A 20,224-nucleotide genomic window follows, 5' to 3' on the forward strand; every position below is an offset into this window, starting at 1 on the left:
TATAATATTAATTATTTAAGTATATTTTTTGTTACCATATTTTTTATTTTTTTACAAGGTATATTTTGATTATTGATTAATATGTAAAATTGGGTATCAATTTTACATATTTAAAACAAAGAAATTTTATTACTTACTTTTTATCTTTTAAAATTTGTTTTAATTCGTCAAGATCTTTTTGTATAATTGATAATTTATCTTTTAGCTCAGATATTTCTAGAATTTTCTCGTTAAAATTCTTGCTATCAAGGTTTTTATGAAATCGTATTTGAGATCTTCTTGCCCTAGGAATTAACATAGAAAGAATGCCATAGTTTTTTCTATTAATAAATTTTGTATATGAGGATTCGTAGTAGGGATCGAGAGACTGGGACCATAATTCGGGAAGAGATGCTGATATTCTAATGGGAAACAAAGTTTCTGTATAGCGGTTTAAAGCAGGCCGTATATCAGGTCTAGAATTTATATTTCTTGCCGAAAGCTTTGCTAAAGCACCAAGCGCACCAATATTTATTCTCCAGTGTTGGGTAATATTTTCTGTATAAGGAATTAAAGTTTTAAGATGACTTATTTCACAAAACTCACCTATTAGAGCAAATGCTGCATTTTCAATAATTCCATTAAAAGATTCTTTCTCTAATAAAGAAAATGCAAAAAGAAGGGTTTTTTTCTTCATTTCTTCTGTTCTAAATAAAGAATATTTCTGACTTAACTTCAATATTCCGCGTATAGCGGCATCTCTAATATTTAAAACTTCTTTCTCATTCAAAGCTATTTTTAAATATTTATCATAAGTAGCTATTGGATTTAAATGATTTGATTCTGATATTGCAAAAAGGAAATTCGATTTTGCTAATGGATTTTTTTCTTCTAATGAATTTAATATATCATAAGCATATTGAGATGCTTTTTCAGATAATAATTCATATGTTGCTGCTCTTGCTCTAAAACTTTCTTCATTACTTAGCCATTCTTTAATTAATTTAAAATTTTCAATAGTGTTATATTGGTTACAAATGCATTTACTTGCTAAATATTTGAAAAATGAATCATTTTTGTTATTTAATTGAAAAATATCTTTAATAAAACTTTCAGGAAATTTAATTTGAATTTCTGCGGGTAGAGATGATCTTGGATCAAAAATACAAAAAGAAATTTTATGCTTTAAAGGTATTGTTAATTTCTTTGATTTTTCATCTACAATTATTTTAATTTCCTCTCTTGTTCCATTTTTGTATTGAATTAAAATATAGGTTTCAAAATTAAAAAGAGGAAATTCTTTAGAAATTGTTTGCTTTTGTAATATATTTATATTTAAAAAGTTTTGATCATAATTTGAAAATTCAAAGGTAACATCAAGTTCAGGATGTCCAGCTCTAAAGACAAAATTATCAAAATATATAGAAGGATTTACTCCTGTGATATATTGAATAGAATTCATTAAGTCTTTGGTTTCAACTGGTTTGTATGAATATTCTGTTAAATAGTAGTTTATAGATTTTTGAAAGGAGGATTCACCTAAAATATCTCTCAAATAATTTAAAAACAAAGCGCCTTTTTCATATAAATGAGCATCAAAAATTTCGGAAGGAAATTCATATTGATTGCACACAAGAGGTCGAATATAAGTTTTAGATTCACTTAAATAACCTTTTAAATAGTTTTCTCTTGCATAAAAAATGCCACTTGTTTTACCATTAATATGTTCATCCCAGAGCATTTCACTTTGTGTTGCAAAGCCTTCATTTAACCAGCCTTCACTCCAAGATTTACAAGTTAATAGATCTCCAAACCATTGGTGTGCCATTTCATGCATAACAAGATAAGATCTTCTTTCGCTTCCTTGAGAAAAAAGTTTAGGTCCTAAAACCTCATCTGTATTTATTGTAATACTGGTATTTTCCATGCCACCGTATAGAAAGTCAGCTACAAATGCTTGGCCATATTTTTCCCAAACAAATTCAAAGTCCCAGTAGTTAGAATAAAACTCTAACATTTCTTTTGTTTCATTAAGTATTTCGTCTTTTTGATTTTCATATTTATAAGGTAATAAAAGGCTTACTTCTTTTCCGCGCCAACGATCTTTACAATAAAACATATCTCCAGCAGCAAATGCGACCAAATAAGGAGAATGTGGCTTTGACATTTCCCAAATTTGGGTTTTGTTTTTTCCAGAATTTTTTTCAGAAGTTTTTATGCCATTTGACATGGCATTCCAATCTTTTGGGAAAGTCATTTGTATGGAGGTTGTTATTTTTAACCTTGGATCATCTTGACATGGAAACCAAAAAGGAGAATCGGAATCCTGGCCTTGGGTCCATACACAATTATAAGAGGCATGACTTTTTTTCTTTGAATGAACAAAATAAAATCCTGATCTTGGATTTGCTATTTTATAGTTTAATTTCAATAAAAACCAATTATCTTTTGATACTTTTTTAGGTAAATAGATATTGATTTCATCTGTTTCAATTTCAAAATCGCATTTTTCAAGTTTAGTTTGTTCGATAGTATTGATATTTGGAATTGTTTTTTTATTAGAAGAGTATAAATCTTCAAATTTGATTTTAGAAAAAGATATATCATGAATTTGCATTTCTTTTGCATTAATTACTATTTGATTTAAATTATCTATTTTGGATTTAAATATAATAAAGCAATCAGCTATTAAAGTTTCTTTGTCAAAAAGAATTTCTGCTTTTAAATAGATATGTTTTTGCTCAGCTGGTCTTGATGCATCATAGTTTTTTTTAGATTTATTATAAGCAGGAAAATTGCTTAAGCCCATAGTTGAAGATTCTTGATCTAAAAAATTTAAATGAATCCATTTTTCTAAATGTGAACCTAGTATCATAAGAGAGTCCTCCAAGAGAATATAAGTTTATTATGTATTTTTATAAGAAATGGCAATATAAGATTTCAGGTATGTTTCAAACGAGTTGTAAGTTACTTTTTATTTTTTTTATATTTTTTAAAATAAAATGTTTAAGGTATTGTCCACTCTACCCAGCGGTTTAAATTTCCATGATCAATTAAGTCGTTTTTTGTTTTTTCAAAATTGCGGCACCATACAGCATTTATATTGTCACTAATGGATTCTATGCCCCAACTTTTTATATATTTTTTTGAAATGTCTTCTTCATTCGCAATTTTTAGTGGATTTTTAAATAATAAAGAATGATGTTTGTCACCTTGCACCAACAAGAGTTTTTTGTTTTCAGGTGTTTTAATATGTTGTGATCTATAAATTATATGCTCATTACAATTTTTTTCAAAACCTTCTACATCTTTATCAGATAATGGTCCATTAAATTCATGAATGTTATTTTTTACATCATTTATAATAAAATAACCCATAATATAAATATTGGGCTCTCCACTGAGCACAAAATTTTCTTTTTTTGAGTTATATTTTTGCAATAGTATGCTAAAAATAAGAATATCACCGTCTTTTAATTTTTTTAGTTGAGAAATATATGGATTTCTTGTCTCACCATAAGTAAACGTATAAAACTCGGGGTCTACATGCCCTGTTTCCTCTTCAACAAAAGAACTCATATGCATTTCTTTTAAATTTATATTTTGGCAATTCATTTTTGAATAGTGTTTATGATTATGATGTTTACTTACATTAAATGCAGGTTCTAGCGGCGAGGGTATATATTCATATGTGTTATCTTTAAATATTGGTGAAAGACCTTTGTTTTCTTTAAGATTTGCGCCAATTCTAATCATCAAAGCGTTATTCATTTTCCACCTATCATTTTTGATATAAAAAAAGCCTACATATATTATGTAGGCTTTTTTTTAATTTTAAAAGTGGGATGTTACAAAATTATTTTGCTTCACCTTCTTTTTTAGCTTTTTTGCTTTTTTTAGCTTTTTTAGCTTTCTTTTCTTTTTTGCCAGCAGGAGCTGGAGCTGCTTCAGCAGGCGCAGCCGCTGGAGTTGCTGGATTTGGAGTTTGAGCTAAAACTGGAGTGGAAAGAGAAAGGACAAGTGCGGAAGATAATAAAGCTGGAATCAATTTCATAATAAGCTCCCTTAAATCCGGGCGGATTGCCAACGGATGAAGTCCAAAAATATTGAGCTGCCTACATTCTTCGATTAAGAAGGAATATAATTTAGTAGACTCTCATAATATTAAAACTTTACACTTAAGATTTTTATTCCATGCCTAAAAAAAAGTTTTTAAAAGAAGGAGTCAAAAAAATGTTTGGAACAAATTATGCTTTCGTAAGATTTGCGATATAAGGAAGGTTTCTAAATTTACCGTTAAGATCTAAACCATATCCAATGACAAAGTTTTTTTGAATTGTAAAACCGATATAATTTGCCTTAACAGGAAATTCGTGAGCTTCTGGTTTGTCTAATAAGGAACAAATTTTAACAGAGAGCGCTTTTGTTTTTTGTAATTCTTTTAAAAGAAAATCAATGGAGCGTCCAGTATCAACAATGTCTTCTATAACTAAAACATGTTTTCCATCAAGAGAGCTTGGCAATGGTGTAACTAATGTAACATTTCCTGTACTGGAAGTTCCTTCGTAACTCTTAATGCGAATGGTTTCAATTTCAGTAGGCATTTCTAAATTTCGAACTAAATCGGAACCAAATATAAGCGCACCGTGAAGAACAATAAGGACAACTAGTGTTTCTTTTGTTCCATAGTCTTGATTAATTTGTTGTGCGATAACTTTGGTACGTTCCCGAATGTCTATTTCGCTAAATAGAACACCAACATTCATTAAAGTACCATCCACATTAATTTGCATTATAAAATTACTCCAATTAAAAACTAAATCTCAAGCGTTACTGCTGCTTTGAGAACAATATTTGCCATGTCATGTGAAAAGCGATTTCCCATATCCATTACTTCATTATGGGAAAGTTGCTCATGTTTTAAGCCTGCGCCATAATTTGTTAGACAACTTAGTCCTGCAACTTTTGCACCCATTTGTCTAGCAGCAATGGTTTCAAGAACAGTGCTCATTCCAACTGCGCCAGCACCAAAAGATTTAAACATTCTTATTTCAGCAGGAGTTTCATAATGAGCTCCAAGAACTCCGTAATATATTCCGCTATAAATTTTTTGATCCAACGAGTGTGCTATGTCTTCAAATTGCTTTTGCCATTTTTTGTCATAGCTTGATGACATATCAACAAATTGAGCACCAAATCCTTCACCAAATTCACCGTTAAGTGGGCTAAGAGCAGTAGAATTGATATGATCTGTAATAATCATCATTTTTCCCAATTCCCACTCTGTATTCAGACAGCCTGCTGCGTTTGTCAATATAATTCCTTTAACCCCCCAAGATATTAGACTTCTAATATTATGAACGACTTCGCCAGCATCATTTCCTTCGTAAGCATGATTTCTTCCGCGCAGAAAAGCGATTTCACGTGATTTTTTAAATCCATCAGGCATAGTTACTTTAATTTCACCTATGCGAAGATCTCCTTTATGGCCTTGGACTGTGGAACCTTTAAATCCTGGAATTTCTGAATATTTAGCTGATTTCATTTCATTGATACCAGGAATGGCATCAGAGAGGCCAGAACCCAAAACAATTGCTATTTCGGGAGCTTTGCCATGCCAGTTTTTTAAAAAATCAACACTTTGAATTACTTTTTTCATATATTTACTTTGTGACATATTTTTCTCTATTCTTTGTTTTGTATTTTCCCATTGTGATTTAAAAGCTCAATAGTACCAATGGCAAATAAGATGATAATAGGGATTAAAAGGATTAAAAAATGAAATTTAATAAATCCAAATGTACCTAAAACAGCCCCAATACCAAATGATGTGAGGGTAATCACATGAAGGAAAAGATGTTCAACTCTCGACTTTATATAAACTACCTTAATGGAGTCGACAAGGATTTCTCTTGTATGGAGTTTATCTTTATTTTGTATCCAATGTTTAATATGATTGAAGGCAGAAGTGAATCCCCAAGCAATTGCGCTTCCTATGGCAACACCAATATCTGTAGCAGTTCCCGTCATATGGGTCGTTCTTATATGGGATCCGTGTTTTTTTCTTAAAACGGCGTTTTGTAATCCCATAGCAAAACTTAAAATAAAAAAATAATTAGCATGTCCATAAGAGTCATAAGTTAATTGAAGGTCAGTATAATAAAATGAACCTAAAGTAACATAGCTTAATAAAATGGCTTCTATGTAGATGGGAAAAGAAATATAGACACTAAAGTCTTCAATTGTTTTTCCTTTAAGCAAAAGGGCTGTGGACATGGCTCCTAAAATAAAAAAGAATAAAGCACTAAATGAGGTCAACGCTAATAAATAATAATGTTTTGAATATTCAACGGCAGCAAAGGTTGCATGGCCAGAAACGTGGGAGACAAATTGACCAAAACCTAAAAAGCCAACTGAATTTACAATTCCTGCAACAAAGGCAAGAACAGCACCAAGTCCTAGTTTTCTAGAAAAACTTAATATCATTGCTTTTGTATAAGTTGTTGGAAAATGTAAACTCATATTTTAAAAAAGTTCCTCTTCTGCCCTTTGAATATTCTTTTGATAATTTTGAAATGCATTTGTTACGGGAGCTGGAGTAAGAAAATCTATTCCTGCGTCTTTTAATATTTCAAGTGGTGATTTTGATCCACCTGCTTTTAATATTTTAAAAACTTGTTCTCTAGCTTTATTTTCATCAACAAAAAATGCTTCTGATAGTGCTAAAGAAGCACAATAACTTGTCGCATATTTATAAACATAAAATGCAGAATAAAAATGCGGAATACGCATCCACTCATATTTAGTAAACTCAGGAAAAGTAGATTCAGATCCATACCATTCTTTATTTAAGTCTAAATAAATACTTTCTAGTTTATCAGGAGTAAAAGTTTCATCTTGATCTACTATTTTAGAAGCTTCTCTTTCAAATGCAGCAAATAATGTTTGTCTTAAAACAGTTCCTTCAAAATTTTCTAAATTTTCTGATAAAACAGATTTCGCTAAATCACTACCTTTCATATGAGTGATAATATAGTTACTTAATAATGCTTCGTTTAAAGTACTTGCTACTTCTGCAACAAAAATCGTATAATGAGCCTTATGATAAGGTTGGTTTTTGTTACTATAGTATGTATGCATGGAGTGACCTAATTCATGTGCTAAAGTATAGACATCTCCTAAAGTACCATTCCAAGTTTGTAAAATATAGGGACGAGAATCAAACGTTCCCCAGGAGAATGCACCTGATCTTTTTCCTTCGTTTTCTGCTCTATCAATCCAACGATCTTTTGTAAGACCTTTTGTTGCTATTTCAACATATTCTTTTCCTAATGGGGCAATTGCTTTTAAAACAAGATCTCTTCCTTCTTCCCAAGAAAATGTAGGGTTTTGTTTACTTTCATATAAAGAAACAGCTCTATCATATGGATAAACAGAATCTATTTTTAAAATATTTTTTCTTAATTTCATACTTCTATGTAAAAGTTTGATATTTTTTTTCACTTCTGAAATTAAACCATCATATAATTCGAGAGGAATATTATCATCAAATAATTCTCCTTCTAAAAAGCCAGAAAAATTTCTTATTTTAGAAATATTAGAACCTGAAACCATATTTCCATAATAATTGGATGTTATTGTATTACGCCATTTTGCAATTTCAGTATAATAAGAATTAAAGGTATTTGTTCTTAAAGTTCTATCTTGTGATTGTAAATTCAGCGAATATCTAGAATTAGAAACAATATGAGAATTTCCATGGGAATCTAAAACGGGTAAAAATTTAAGATCGGCATTATTCCATTTACTATGTATTTCATCAAATATTCTTAAAGGAACAGATACACGTGCTAATATAGCTTCTTCTTTTTCGCTTAATATATGTTTTTTACTTCGAATAAGTTCACTTAAATTAAATTTATAATCCTTTAAAGGTTCTAGTTGTATCCATTCATCTAGATTTTTTATTGTTAATATTTCAGGATTCATAAATGCAAATTTAGAAGTTAATAAAGACATTTTATTTTCAATTTTTCCTACAGCTTCTGTAGCTTGTGTATTTGATGTGTCTTCTGTACTTCTTAATGAAGCATAAACAAATAAATTTTCTAGTTTTCGAGATAATTCTTCTTTGAAAAGAAGACAGTTTAACAATATTTTTGGAGATTCAGATAATTTATTTTTAAAATTTTGTTGTATTGTCTTTTCGATTTCTTCTTCTTTTGGCAATGCCATAAAGTTTTTTTCCCAGTCTCCAAAATCTTTAAATAAATCTGTTAAATCCCAGGTTTCTTCATGAGGTACTTCAGTTCTATTTTTTATTTTTTGTGCTTCTTTCATTTTAATTCCTTTCAAAGTAAATTCGCAAATGTTTAAACTTGCAAGGCAAGTATATCACAATAAGATTTATTATTCCTGAGGGATACAAATTGAGGTTCTATTTATGAATTTAAAAAAGAGTGAGAATAATCGGGGTTGTGTCATTTTCGATATGGATGGCGTTCTTATAGATTCAGAACCTTATTGGAAAGAAGCGATACTTTCTGTTTTTACAAAACTTGGAATTCCGTTAACTCGCGAAATGGCGGAACAAACAATGGGTCTGAGACTTGATAATGTCGTTGAATATTGGTTTAAACGTTATCCTTGGAAATTAAAATCAAAACAAGAAGTTGCATTTGATATCAAAGATATTGTGCGAACAATCATTTTAGAAAAAGGAACAGCTAAGCCTGGGGCAATTGAACTCATTCAAGAACTTTCTCAATTAAATGTTCCAATGGCCATTTGTTCTTCTTCGGCTATGTCAATAATAGAGGCGGTAACTGAAAAAATTGGTTTGAACAATGAAATTAAAATTCTGCAAACAGGAGATGATTGTTTTTATGGAAAACCGCATCCCGAACCTTATTTGACTACAGCAAAAAGATTAAATGAGACTCCCCCCTCTTTTTGTGTAGTTATTGAAGACTCTTTAAATGGTGCCATTTCAGGAAAAGCGGCAGGAATGAATGTAATTGCAGTGCCTGAAGAACATAATTATGAAAAAAGAATTTTTGATTTTTGTGATGCAAAATTTAAATCTTTAGAAGATATTACACCTGAATTTATTTTTAATTTAATTAAAATAAAAAATGGAATTAATTAAATTACTATAATGAATATGACATAATAAATCTAGCAGAAACTTCTGCAAAAGTTGAATTTTGATTGATATTTTGGGAAAAACCAGTTGCATAAGTAGAAGTACCCGATGCAGAAAAACTATGGCTATTGATATCAAGTCCTGCGCCAATTCCAATATCATTGGTTAATTCATATAGACAAATTCCTGTAAAACCATATTTTTGATGGTTTTTAACTGTATAGGAGTTATTCAGGCTACTTTTAATAGTTAAACCTGAGTTTAAGTAAATATTGAAGTTTTCTGATTGAGATGCTTTGTCATAAATAGAATAACCATAGTTAAAAAGAGTAAATATTTTTAGTTGCTCAATGAATGTAAAATTAAATCCTGCATATAAATCAATAAATAGAGAAGAAGTATTACCTGTTTTTGAATTTGAAGTATATCCATCTGTATAGTATTTGGTTTTGCTTTGATCCGTTGTAGCGTAAACATAACTTAATCCACCGCCAACAACAGGATATCCAATACTTGTCTTATAAAAGGAATATAGTGCACTTGCTCCTACATTAACACCATAATATGGTGCTGTGCTTTCGCTTCCATCTACATTAACTCCAATACTTTTGAAATAGTCATTTAAACTGTTTAATGCAGGATAATTTGTATAATTTGTAAATCCAATAGAACCTAAAATATCTAAATTTAATTTTCCGTTATCCGATTTTTTTTCTTGTGAATATGCTAAAGGAAATGCAAATAAACTAAATAAAATTAATGTTTTTTTCACGAATCATCCTCCTGTTATTTTAATCAATTATAATTTAGTTTAATATTAAAAAATTAAAGATATAATTAAAAGGAGACATCTAAATGACAATAGGTAAATTTGTTTAATTTATTTAATAAAAGGAAAACTTTTTATGATTTAAAATTATTTACTGTATTTACTAAACAAGAAATATTTTCAATTGGTGTATGTTGAGTGCAACCATGACCTAAATTAAAAATATAACCATGTGGATGTGCGGAACCTATTGTTAAACAATGTTCAATTTTTTCAATTAAGCGATTTTGAGGTGCATAAAGCAACAAGGGATCTAGGTTTCCTTGTAGTGCAATACCAGAACCATTAAGAGCGCTCGAAACATAAGAAAGATCTTGTCTCCAATCAACGCTATGGACATTTGGATTTATTTTTAAAGCTTCTGGTATTAGAGATGCCCCTTGTCCAAAAAAATGAATTACGGGAATTTGTTTTTTAATTTCATCTACAATTTTTTTAGTATAAGGCAAACAAAATTCATTATATTGATCAGGTGATAATGCTCCAGACCAACTTTCAAAAAGTTGAACAATTTCTGCCCCGAATTTAATTTGCATTTTTAAATAAGCGATCGTTGCATTTGTAATGAGATCCATAAGTTTATGAAAGGCTTTAGGTTCCGTAAACATAAATTTTTTACATTCAAAAAAATCGCCTTTCGAACTACTTCCACCTTCTATCATATAACTTGCAACTGTAAATGGCGCACCAGCAAATCCAAGAAGAGTTGTTTCTTTAGATAGATTTTGTTTAACACGATCCAGAGTTTCACTAACGTAACTTAATTTCTCTAAAAGCTTGTCTGTATTTTCAGCTAAAGAAATAATTTGATTCAAGTCTGTTTCTGAGCGGATAGTTTTTGAAAAACGAGGACCTTCTTTTTCTACAAAAAATAAATCTAATCCCATAGCATCAGGAATAAGTAATATATCTGCATAAAGAATAGCACCATCTAAATTAAATCTTTTTAATGGTTGTAAAGTAATTTCAGCGGCGATAGAGGGTGTTTTAAACATTTCCAAAGTATTATGTCTTTTTCTAATTTCTCGATATTCGGGAAGATAGCGGCCTGCTTGGCGCATTAACCATAAAGGTATTTTATTTGTTTTTTTACCTTGTGCCGCTTCAAGAAGAATTTTGCTCATATAATTTCCCAGAAATAAATTTTACTTAAAGTAACTTTTGATTTTTTGTTTCGAGATATTGGATTGTCTTTTTTACGTCTTGGCTTCGATTGAGAGGCATAACAAGAACGGCATCATTCGTAGCAACAACCGCAACATTTTCCATACCAATAACAGAGACGAAAGGTCCAGTAGTGTGAATTATACTATTTTTTGTTTCCAAATGAAAAACATCACCAGAAACATTGTTACCTTGATTGTCTTGTTCAAAACATTCTCTAACAGCTGACCAAGACCCTACATCATTCCAGTCAAAATTTGCAGGTACACAAGCGACATGACTTGTTTGCTCAATAAAAGCGATGTCAATTGGAGAATTTTCAATTTTCGAATAAACTTCTGCTAAATTATCAGGAGTAATAGACTCAATTAAACTAGCAGTTTCTGCTTGAATATGGGAAAAAGCATTCCAAAATGTTTTTGTTTTCCAAACAAAAATACCAGCGTTCCAAAGATATTTTTGAGTTCTCAAAAATTGCTCTGCTGCTGCTTGGTTTGGTTTTTCTCTAAAACTGCGGACGCTATAACCTGTAGCGGATGTTTCGGTTAATTTTTGAGGAGAAAGAATGTTTCCTTCTATATCTAAAGGTAAACCTTGTTCAATATAACCAAATCCTGTTGCGGGGTAGGTTGGTTGAATGCCAACTGTTACGAAAAAGTTCTGTTTTGCTAAATGTACGGCATCATAAATGGTTTGCTCAAAGGAGCGGACATTTTGTATAGAATGATCTGATGAAAGGATAACCATAATAGACTCAGGGTCTTCTTTCATAAGTTGCCATGCTGTTAAAGCAATAGCAGGTGCTGTATTTCTAGCTTCAGGTTCAATAATGATTCTATCTGCATTCGATCCTACTTGTTTACTGCATATATCTTCTTGCCCTTTCGCAGTGACGATCCAGCGATTTTTGGGAGGTGAAATATTTTTAACTCTATCTAAGGAAAGTTGGAGTAAAGACTTTTTATCTGAACCCAGAGAAAGGAACTGTTTTGGAAACGATTTTCTTGATAATGGCCAGAGTCTTGTTCCAGAACCACCGCATAAAATTATGGAATAAATATTAAGATTTTTTTCAAATATATCATTTTTCAAAGGAAGCCTCCTACTGAGGTAAATAAAAGGAATTCACGAACTCCTATATGTTGACTTGTTGTCGCACAACAAGCGTTTTTTCTCAACTATTTGACAAAGCCGTTTAAGAGTTCTTTACTTTGCAAGGATTTGTGAATTTAACCTGCTTCAGAAAGGAATTCCAGTGGCAAAACGTATACGTACTTTGGAAGATCTTGATTTTTCTTCAAATACTCAACCCGTTGTATTATTAAGACTCGATTTAAACGTTCCTATCAAAAAGGGAAAAATCTCAGACGAAACAAGAATTAAAGCAGCACTGCCAACCATAAAATGGCTTCTTGAAAAAAATGCAAAAATCATTGCTTGCTCTCATTTAGGCCGTCCAAAAGGAATTGGCTTTGAAGAAGAATTTTCAATTGCTCCTGTTGGAACAAGACTTGCCGAATTATTAAATCTTGAAGTTGTTCTTGCTCATGACTTTGTAGAAGATGGTTTTGGTAAAATTGTATATGATTTAAAACCAGGTCAAATTATTTTACTTGAAAACCTCCGTTTTCATAAAGAAGAGCAAGCTGGTAATGAAAATTTTGCAAACAAATTAGCTCAATATGCTGAATTTTATGTGAACGATGCTTTTGGAACTTGTCATAGAGCAGATGCTTCTATTTATGCCGCTGCAGAATGTTTTCCGCTTGAAAAAAGAGCTGCAGGATTTTTAGTAGCAAAAGAAATGCAATTTTTAGAAGATGCATTCCGTGCTCCAAAAGCACCTGTTACCGCTATTTTTGGTGGTTCCAAAGTTTCCGATAAAATCGAGATTCTTCGTAAGTTTACAACAATTGCGAATAATATGATTATTGGCGGTGCTATGGCCTATACCTTTTTAAAATGTAAAGGTAAAAATGTTGGAAAATCTCGTGTTGAAGAAGATAAATTAGCTCTTGTTGAAGAAATTTTTAAAGCAGCTGAAAAACGAAATGTTAAAATATATCTCCCTGAAGATCATTTATGCGGATCTGAGTTTTCTGAAAATGTAACCCCTGTTGTTGTGAATTCAGCAGATATTCCAGATGGATTAATGGGATTAGATATTGGTGAACACTCTGCAAAAGTTTTTAAAAATGTAATTGAAAATAGTAAAGTTGTTGTTTGGAATGGTCCAATGGGAGTATTTGAGTTTGAAGCCTTTGCAAAAGGAACAAAAGCAGTTGCTGAAGCCATGTCTCATTGTGAAGGAACAACAATTGTGGGGGGCGGAGATTCTGCTGCGGCTATTGTAAAATTTAATTTACAAGATAAAGTAACGCATGTTTCCACTGGTGGTGGAGCGAGTATGGAGCTTTTAGAAGGAAAAGAACTTCCTGGTATAAAAGTTTTAAGAATGAAATAAGAAATTCAAAAACTTTTAAAAATACAGAGGCATTTATGCAAACAACTAGAAAAAAAATAATTATTGGTAATTGGAAAATGTTTAAAGATGTAACAAGTGCAAGTGCAGATTTTTCAAACTTTTCAAATTTGATAGCAAATCAAAATTTAAATATTGAAGTTGGAATAGCTGCTCCAAGTGTTTTTCTTTCTGAATTGAGTGGAAGAACTCAAAATGTTGTTACTTTATTTGCGCAAAATGCACATTGGGCAAATGATGGCGCATTTACTGGGGAAATATCTGTCCCTATGTTGAAAAGTATTCGTGTTAAGGGAAGCTTAGTTGCTCATAGTGAACGTAGACAAATGTTTGGTGAAACAAATATATCTTCAGGTGCTAGAGTGGGGGCATTAATCCGTTCAGGAATGAAAGCCGTTTTATGTATTGGGGAAACATTAGAGCAACGAGAAAAAGGAAAATTGCACGAAGTTTTAACAACACAGTTAGAAGAAGCTTTTATTGCATCAGAAATTAAGAGTGCATCCGAATTTTTGGGATCAGATCCTAAAAATCCTCTTTTATCTATTGCATACGAACCTGTTTGGGCTATTGGAACAGGTAAAGCGGCAACTTCTGTCGAAGCTCAAGAGGCTCATTCCATTATCAGAGAGTTTTTATCAAGTTATTTTGATAAAGAAACAAGCTCTAAACTACAAATTTTATACGGTGGAAGTGTTAAGTTAAATAATGTTCAAGAATATATGTCTTGTCCAGATATTGATGGAGCTTTAGTAGGTGGTGCAAGTTTAAATCCAAAAGATTTTTATGATCTTTGTATGAAATGTAATTAAATATATTTCTTGAATTTACGACTAGGAGTTTAACATCCATTCATGGTCAGGATCATTTCTAAACTTCCATTCGCGAATGGGGCCAGCCATAACGTTTAAATAATACGAATGATATCCATGTGGGACAACAACAGGATGGTATCCATAGGGAACTAAAACAACATCCCCATCTTCTGCAGAGACACTTTGATCCAAGGATCGATCGTCTGTGTAGATGCGTTGAAAAACCCAACCCTGATTTGGAGCAATCCGATGATAATAAATCTCTTCCAATTGGCTTTCTTCCTGTGGAAAATTCATGTCGTGTTTATGTGGTGGATAGCTAGAGCTATGACTTGAAGGTGTCCTTACTTCAACAACAATTAAAGATTCTGCTTTGGCGCTAGCTGGCAAAATATCAGTAACAAATCTTTGATTTGTCCCTGTTCCTCGAACTGTTTTTTCCATTTCCTCAGGTTTAATCCATCTTGGAGGATAAATTCCTTTTGCAGGAGCGCTACATAATGCACACAAAGTATTTTCTTTTGTTGCTGTTACTTTAATAAATTTTGCAGGAGGAATATACACAGCATGTGGAGGTAAATCATCAAAAACATTTTGGCGTTTTCCGATTCCTTCCCATATTTGTTGATCTAAATGTATTGTAACTTCTCCATTAAGAATAATTAAACAAAGTTCACGTTTTGAATCAAACCATGATATTGTCTGATCAAATTTTATTTCAGTAATGATAAACCCAATATACTGCCAACCTGCAGATTCTGGAGTTATAATAATATGCTCATTTGATTTACGGTTTGACTTAATTAATAAATCCATACCAAATTCCTTAATGGATGACCTCGTTGTTTTGCTTGAATTTAATTATAATCTTTTATTACGTGTATCTTGATAATTTTGTCTAGCATGATTTACTTTTTGATATTGAGATGTTTCTGGTATGCTCACCTCCCACCAGCAACCACCCAATTCAGTAGTACGTCGATAATCTGTATCAATTACAATAACGTAACTATGAGAGCTTTTTCTGGCACGAAGCATGGCATGCTCAAAATCAAAAATTGAGGTAACATGTTCTGATACAGCACCTAAAGATTTTGCATGAAGAGCAAAATCTATATTTGGATTTTCTAATGAATTTATATTGCAATCTTTTAACATATTATTAAATGGCTCATTGCCACATGATTTTTGCAAACGATGAATACAACCATAACCTTTATTATCTAAGATGACTAATATTATTTTAAGATCTAACATTATACTTGTGGCAAGCTCTGAATTAAGCATTAAATAGGATCCATCTCCTACCATGACAATCACTTCTTTATTAGGATTAGCCATTTTAACACCAAGGCCACCTGCTATTTCATATCCCATACAAGAAAAACCATATTCACAATGATAACCGCCTGGTTCAGAAGATCGCCATAATTTATGAAGTTCTGCAGGTATCCCACCCGCTGCACTCACAATAATATCATCTTTAAAAGAATTTTGAGATGATCTTTGAATGGCTCCAATAATTTCTCCTTCATAAGGAAGAAAATCACTAGAAGGTGGAAGAGTTTTACTTGTTATTTCTGTTACGGAATCACGCCATTTTTTTCCTAACTCACAAGAGTTTAGAGTCCAATTATCTTCCATTTGCCAATTATTTTCAGAGAGAATTTTTGAAAGTTGTAGTAATGCCCAATTAGCATCTGCATTTAATGAATGGCTGTTAAATTTAATGCTATCAAAAGCATTTACATTAATAGATAAACAAGATGCATTTTGAAATAATAAATTTGAACCAGTAGTAAAGTCTTGCAAACGAGTGCCAATAGCAATTATCAAATCAGCATTTTTTGCTATAGTATTAGCAGCATGAGATCCTGTTACTCCAATGGAACCCATTTGTAATGGATGGTCCCATTTTAATGCGCTTTTTCCTGATTGTGTTTCACAGACAGGAATTCCAAATTGTTCTGCAAATATTTGCAGATTATTTGATGCTTTACTATATAAAACACCACCTCCAGCAATAATTAATGGTTTTTTATATTTTTTAATAAATTGAATTGCAGAATTTAACTCTTCATTTCCTGATATTTTAAGGTAAAAATGATGAATTTTTTCATCAAAAAAAGATAATGGAAAAGAATAGGCTTCTGATTGAACATCTTGAGGTAATGATAAAGTTACAGGTCCACAATTGGAATCATCTGTAAGAATGGAAAGTGCACGTGGTAAAGCTGTTAGTAATTGCTCTGGTCGCACGATCCGATCAAAATATCTTGAAACAGGACGAAAACAATCATTTACGGAAACAGTCCCATCTTGTGGGTATTCTAGTTGTTGTAGAACAGGATCTGGACCGCGATAAGTAAACACATCTCCTGGTAAAAGTAACAATGGCAGTCGATTCACATGAGCCAATGCTGCTGCAGTTACTAAATTTGTTGCTCCAGGTCCAATACTACTTGTTACTGCCATCATTCGTCTACGAAAATTACTTTTTGCAAATGCAATGGCTGCATGGGCCATACTTTGTTCATTATGACCTCGGTAAGTTGGAAAAATATTTTTAACAGAAAAAAGAGCTTCTCCAATTCCAGAAACATTTCCATGTCCAAATATGGCAAAACAGCCACCAAATAAAGGTATTTTCTGGTTTTCATGTTCTATAAATTGGGCTGTTAAATATCGAATTAAAGCTTGTGACATGGTCAGGCGAATTGTTTTCATATCGTATTCCTTTTTTCGTTTTGCCATATTTGGATTAAATTTTTAAAAATATCGCCCGTTTTTTTTATAACTTCTCTATTGCTTATTTCATTATTAAACCATTGTTTACTTGCTTCATAAAAAATAGTTCGGCCTATCGCAAATCCTCGGCATGTTTTGGAATGATGAGCAGCTTTAAAACCTTTACTAATAACAGTTAAAGGCTCATTTAATCCCAATAAGACGACACCACGGCAATAAGAATCTTTTTTTGCAATTAATTCATCTATAAATGGCCATATTTCAATGCTAGGTTGTTCTAATTTCCACCATTCAGGAAAAATTCCTAAGTTATATAAATTTTTCATGGAGCGGTAAACGGTGTCTTGAGCATGTGGAAATATTTTTGGTGGAATGATTTCAATTAATAAATCATGACCTGAAATTTGTGCTGCATGATAAAGTGACAAGAGTCTTTTTTCTTGTTTTATTCTATTTTGGACTTCATCATCTGGATGATATTGAATAAGGCATTTAATAATATGATCTTTTGGCCAGCTTAATAAGTGGGAGCCAATTGAACTTCCTTTTTCAAATTGCAATGGATTGGATAAAGAAAGTTCGACGGGACGCCCTATCCACCAGCCTCTACCTGTTGCTAAGTTTAAAGCTTCTTGGCCAAATTGATCATCTGCCAAAATACCTATTTTTCCTTGAAGATTTAATTCAGATTCCGTTTCTATTACAGCGCTTACAAATAGTTTTTTTAATTCTGAAATTTTTACTTCTGGTTGATTTGCATTATGTGCAAGTTCCATAAATTGAATTCGATGATCAAATGCAAAGATAAAAAGTTCATCCCATTTTTGCTTGGCTATTGTAACACGGTGCAATCTATTTAATTCAACATCTAACGAAGGTTTTAAAATTTTATGATTTAAAAAGTAATTTATTTCCTTCCAAGTGGGCATAGCAGGAGCACAGGAATGACGACTTACTACTAAAGCACCACAAGCATTAGCAATATGACAACAAGTTTTTAAATCTTTGTTACGTAAAAAATTTGCCAAAAATCCAGATAAAAAAGCATCACCGGCACCTAAAACATTTAAAATATCTACTTTAACTCCTTCATAGATTTCGCATTCAGCAAATGAATTCGGAATTTTGTTTTCAAAAATAGTACAACCTTTTTCTCCTAGTTTTAATACAAATATTCCATTATTTATATTTCGAATTAATTTTAAACTTTCAAAAAGATTTTCATTTCCTCCTAGTATACAAAATTCTTCTTCTGTACCAACAATTAAATCAAATAAGGGGGCTATTGATTGTAAATGTTCTGTTACATTATTGTTAGCAATAAATCGAGTTTCTCCATCGCTTTTATTTGTCAAACCCCAAAGGACTGGTCGATAATCAATATCTAGTATTTTTAAAACATCATTTTTTTGAGCATAATCTAACGCTTTTAAAGAAGCTTTATAAACATTTTTTTGAGAGAAATGAGTTCCAGTTATAGCAAGTGAATGCGATGAAGCTATAAAATTTTCATCAATGTCATTTTCAGTTAAAGACATATCTGCACAATTTTCACGATAAAATAATAATGGAAAGGTATTTTTGTCTTTAATTCCAAGTAATGTTATAGCTGTTAAATGTTCTTTTGTTTTTTTTATTTGAGAGACATCGCAACCTTCTTTGGAAAGTGAATTTAATAAAAAGCTTCCCATTTGATCATCACCAACACAGGATAGCATTGCTGTTTTTAAGCCAAGGCGTGCTGTTCCAAAGGCGACATTTCCTGAAGATCCCCCAAGGTATTTCGCAAAACTACTAACTTCTTCAAGAGGGGCTCCAATTTGTTGAGAATATAAATCGACTGCAAGCCTTCCTAAGCAAATTAAATCAAATTTTCTATCTTTTTTTAAGTAACAATTTTTATCAAGCATGATTAATCCGTAAAATTGAAATAGTAAATAATTTTTTTTAATTTAAAATGTTTATTTAATGTTTGCGGTTAAATTTGCTATAAGCTGCATATCTAATTTTGCATCCTCAATTGTATTTCGAATGGGTTCTCCTAAGGTGACACTTGCCCAAAATCCTTGAAGCTCTCTAATAAAAGCCTCTTCATATCCTGAGCAATATTCTGTATTTTGTAATGATTCATTATTTGAAATAGATACACTTAATTTAGTAGGAAAATGATTTAAATAAGGTGAGGGGAATTCTAAATGATAAACAGAATCATCAAAGTATAAACTTATTCTTTCACGGTATTCTGCAAGTTTAGGTATTGAGACAAAAGACATTTGCCAGAGAGCATCACAATCTTTAATTCGAACACTTCCATTTGCACAAGTTCCATCAGCAAAAAAGGCGGCTCCAGTAACTTCAGATGTTTTTAAATTCATGGTTTCTAATAATCCATGGACAGCATTTATATCATGAACTAAACTTGATGAATATGGTCCTGTAAATCCTCTTAAGATATCTGAATTAATATTTTTTCCATTTGCTAAAATAACTTGCTGATAACGTAACTTTCTTGATTCAAGAATTAAATCAGCTGGAATATCATTTGCTAAAATCAATTCTCCTTGATGCTGATTAAATGGCCATGCTCCTGGATCTTGCACTTCCACACTAATTAATCTAAGTCCTAATCCATTTTTAGGAAGTAATTTTCTCAGTAATTCATAATTTGGATCAAAACGTTTCATATATCCAACTTGCACAACTTTTTTCGATTTATCGCGTGCTTTAATTAAATTATCTGCTTCAGTTATAGAGTAACAAAGAGGTTTTTCAGAAAAAACATGTAAACCACGATCCAAAGCAGCATGTGCAATTTCAGCATGATAGCTATCTGGAGAAGCAATTAAAACAGCATCTAATTGTTGTGAAAATAATTCGCCATAATCAGAAAATGTTTTGATCCCACGATCAGAAAAATAACTTCTTGCATTCTTTGATGGATCTGCAACACCAACAAGTTCAAATAATTTATTTAGTCGCAGTAAATTTGGAATATGCTCTATTTGTGAAATCAATCCAGCACCAACGACACAAATTTTTATTTTTTTCATTTGGATTCCTTA

17 protein-coding genes are annotated in these 20,224 nt (G+C 31.5%); 3 read left to right on the top strand and 14 right to left on the bottom strand.

Annotated elements, in window-relative coordinates; translation table 11 throughout:
- Positions 1 to 133 precede the first annotated feature (133 nt).
- The 7 genes from GCL60_RS00340 to pepF form a co-directional block, all read right to left on the bottom strand.
- Positions 134 to 2,854, bottom strand: a complete 2,721-nt coding sequence (locus tag GCL60_RS00340) for a M1 family metallopeptidase (RefSeq protein WP_153417864.1) — start codon at positions 2,852 to 2,854, stop codon at positions 134 to 136.
- Between the two features lie 131 nt (positions 2,855 to 2,985).
- Positions 2,986 to 3,750, bottom strand: a complete 765-nt coding sequence (locus GCL60_RS00345) for an Nmad3 family putative nucleotide modification protein (RefSeq protein ID WP_153417865.1) — start codon at positions 3,748 to 3,750, stop codon at positions 2,986 to 2,988.
- 85 nt (positions 3,751 to 3,835) lie between these two features.
- Entirely contained in the window at positions 3,836 to 4,033 is a 198-nt protein-coding gene (locus GCL60_RS00350; RefSeq protein WP_153417866.1) for a hypothetical protein, read from the bottom strand.
- Positions 4,034 to 4,226: 193 nt separating this feature from the next.
- Entirely contained in the window at positions 4,227 to 4,772 is a 546-nt protein-coding gene (gene hpt, locus GCL60_RS00355) for a hypoxanthine phosphoribosyltransferase (RefSeq protein WP_153417867.1), read from the bottom strand.
- 23 nt (positions 4,773 to 4,795) lie between these two features.
- On the bottom strand, positions 4,796 to 5,656 hold the full coding sequence (locus GCL60_RS00360) for a purine-nucleoside phosphorylase (protein ID WP_153417868.1): 861 nt from the start codon (positions 5,654 to 5,656) through the stop codon (positions 4,796 to 4,798).
- Positions 5,657 to 5,664: 8 nt separating this feature from the next.
- Complete coding sequence (locus tag GCL60_RS00365) at positions 5,665 to 6,501, bottom strand: YoaK family protein (protein ID WP_153417869.1); 837 nt, start codon at positions 6,499 to 6,501, stop codon at positions 5,665 to 5,667.
- A gap of 3 nt (positions 6,502 to 6,504) precedes the next feature.
- Positions 6,505 to 8,319, bottom strand: coding sequence for an oligoendopeptidase F (gene pepF, locus GCL60_RS00370; protein WP_153417870.1), 1,815 nt, complete (start codon positions 8,317 to 8,319; stop codon positions 6,505 to 6,507).
- A gap of 103 nt (positions 8,320 to 8,422) precedes the next feature.
- Here pepF and hxpB point away from each other — a divergent pair, with 103 nt between their 5' ends.
- Positions 8,423 to 9,127: a hexitol phosphatase HxpB gene (gene hxpB, locus GCL60_RS00375; RefSeq protein WP_153417871.1), complete on the top strand. Its 705-nt coding sequence runs from the start codon at positions 8,423 to 8,425 to the stop codon at positions 9,125 to 9,127.
- Between the two features lie 4 nt (positions 9,128 to 9,131).
- Here hxpB and GCL60_RS00380 read toward each other — a convergent pair whose 3' ends face one another.
- The 3 genes from GCL60_RS00380 to GCL60_RS00390 form a co-directional block, all read right to left on the bottom strand.
- Positions 9,132 to 9,896, bottom strand: a complete 765-nt coding sequence (locus GCL60_RS00380; RefSeq protein ID WP_153417872.1) for a hypothetical protein — start codon at positions 9,894 to 9,896, stop codon at positions 9,132 to 9,134.
- Between the two features lie 131 nt (positions 9,897 to 10,027).
- Positions 10,028 to 11,077: a uroporphyrinogen decarboxylase gene (gene hemE, locus GCL60_RS00385; RefSeq protein ID WP_153417873.1), complete on the bottom strand. Its 1,050-nt coding sequence runs from the start codon at positions 11,075 to 11,077 to the stop codon at positions 10,028 to 10,030.
- A gap of 25 nt (positions 11,078 to 11,102) precedes the next feature.
- On the bottom strand, positions 11,103 to 12,209 hold the full coding sequence (locus GCL60_RS00390; protein WP_153417874.1) for a mannose-1-phosphate guanylyltransferase: 1,107 nt from the start codon (positions 12,207 to 12,209) through the stop codon (positions 11,103 to 11,105).
- 163 nt (positions 12,210 to 12,372) lie between these two features.
- On the opposite strand from GCL60_RS00390, the gene GCL60_RS00395 reads away from it, so the two are divergent.
- Together GCL60_RS00395 and tpiA are read left to right on the top strand one after the other, a co-directional pair.
- Positions 12,373 to 13,581, top strand: a complete 1,209-nt coding sequence (locus GCL60_RS00395; RefSeq protein ID WP_153417875.1) for a phosphoglycerate kinase — start codon at positions 12,373 to 12,375, stop codon at positions 13,579 to 13,581.
- 35 nt (positions 13,582 to 13,616) lie between these two features.
- Positions 13,617 to 14,411 (top strand): triose-phosphate isomerase, encoded by a 795-nt coding sequence (tpiA, locus tag GCL60_RS00400; RefSeq protein WP_153417876.1) that lies wholly within the window; start codon positions 13,617 to 13,619, stop codon positions 14,409 to 14,411.
- A gap of 21 nt (positions 14,412 to 14,432) precedes the next feature.
- Here tpiA and iolB read toward each other — a convergent pair whose 3' ends face one another.
- The 4 genes from iolB to GCL60_RS00420 are packed head-to-tail and all read right to left on the bottom strand — an operon-like array spanning position 14,433 to position 20,212.
- On the bottom strand, positions 14,433 to 15,230 hold the full coding sequence (gene iolB, locus GCL60_RS00405) for a 5-deoxy-glucuronate isomerase (RefSeq protein WP_153417877.1): 798 nt from the start codon (positions 15,228 to 15,230) through the stop codon (positions 14,433 to 14,435).
- Between the two features lie 45 nt (positions 15,231 to 15,275).
- A complete protein-coding gene (gene iolD, locus GCL60_RS00410) occupies positions 15,276 to 17,141 on the bottom strand; it encodes a 3D-(3,5/4)-trihydroxycyclohexane-1,2-dione acylhydrolase (decyclizing) (RefSeq protein ID WP_202613976.1) in 1,866 nt (621 codons plus the stop codon).
- A complete protein-coding gene (locus GCL60_RS00415; protein ID WP_153417879.1) occupies positions 17,138 to 19,072 on the bottom strand; it encodes a bifunctional 5-dehydro-2-deoxygluconokinase/5-dehydro-2-deoxyphosphogluconate aldolase in 1,935 nt (644 codons plus the stop codon). Before GCL60_RS00415 ends, iolD begins: the two co-directional genes overlap by 4 nt.
- A 51-nt stretch (positions 19,073 to 19,123) precedes the next feature.
- Entirely contained in the window at positions 19,124 to 20,212 is a 1,089-nt protein-coding gene (locus GCL60_RS00420; RefSeq protein WP_153417880.1) for a Gfo/Idh/MocA family protein, read from the bottom strand.
- Between the last annotated feature and the right edge of the window lie 12 nt (positions 20,213 to 20,224).

The organism is Silvanigrella paludirubra, assembly GCF_009208775.1.
GTDB lineage: Bacteria > Bdellovibrionota_B > Oligoflexia > Silvanigrellales > Silvanigrellaceae > Silvanigrella > Silvanigrella paludirubra.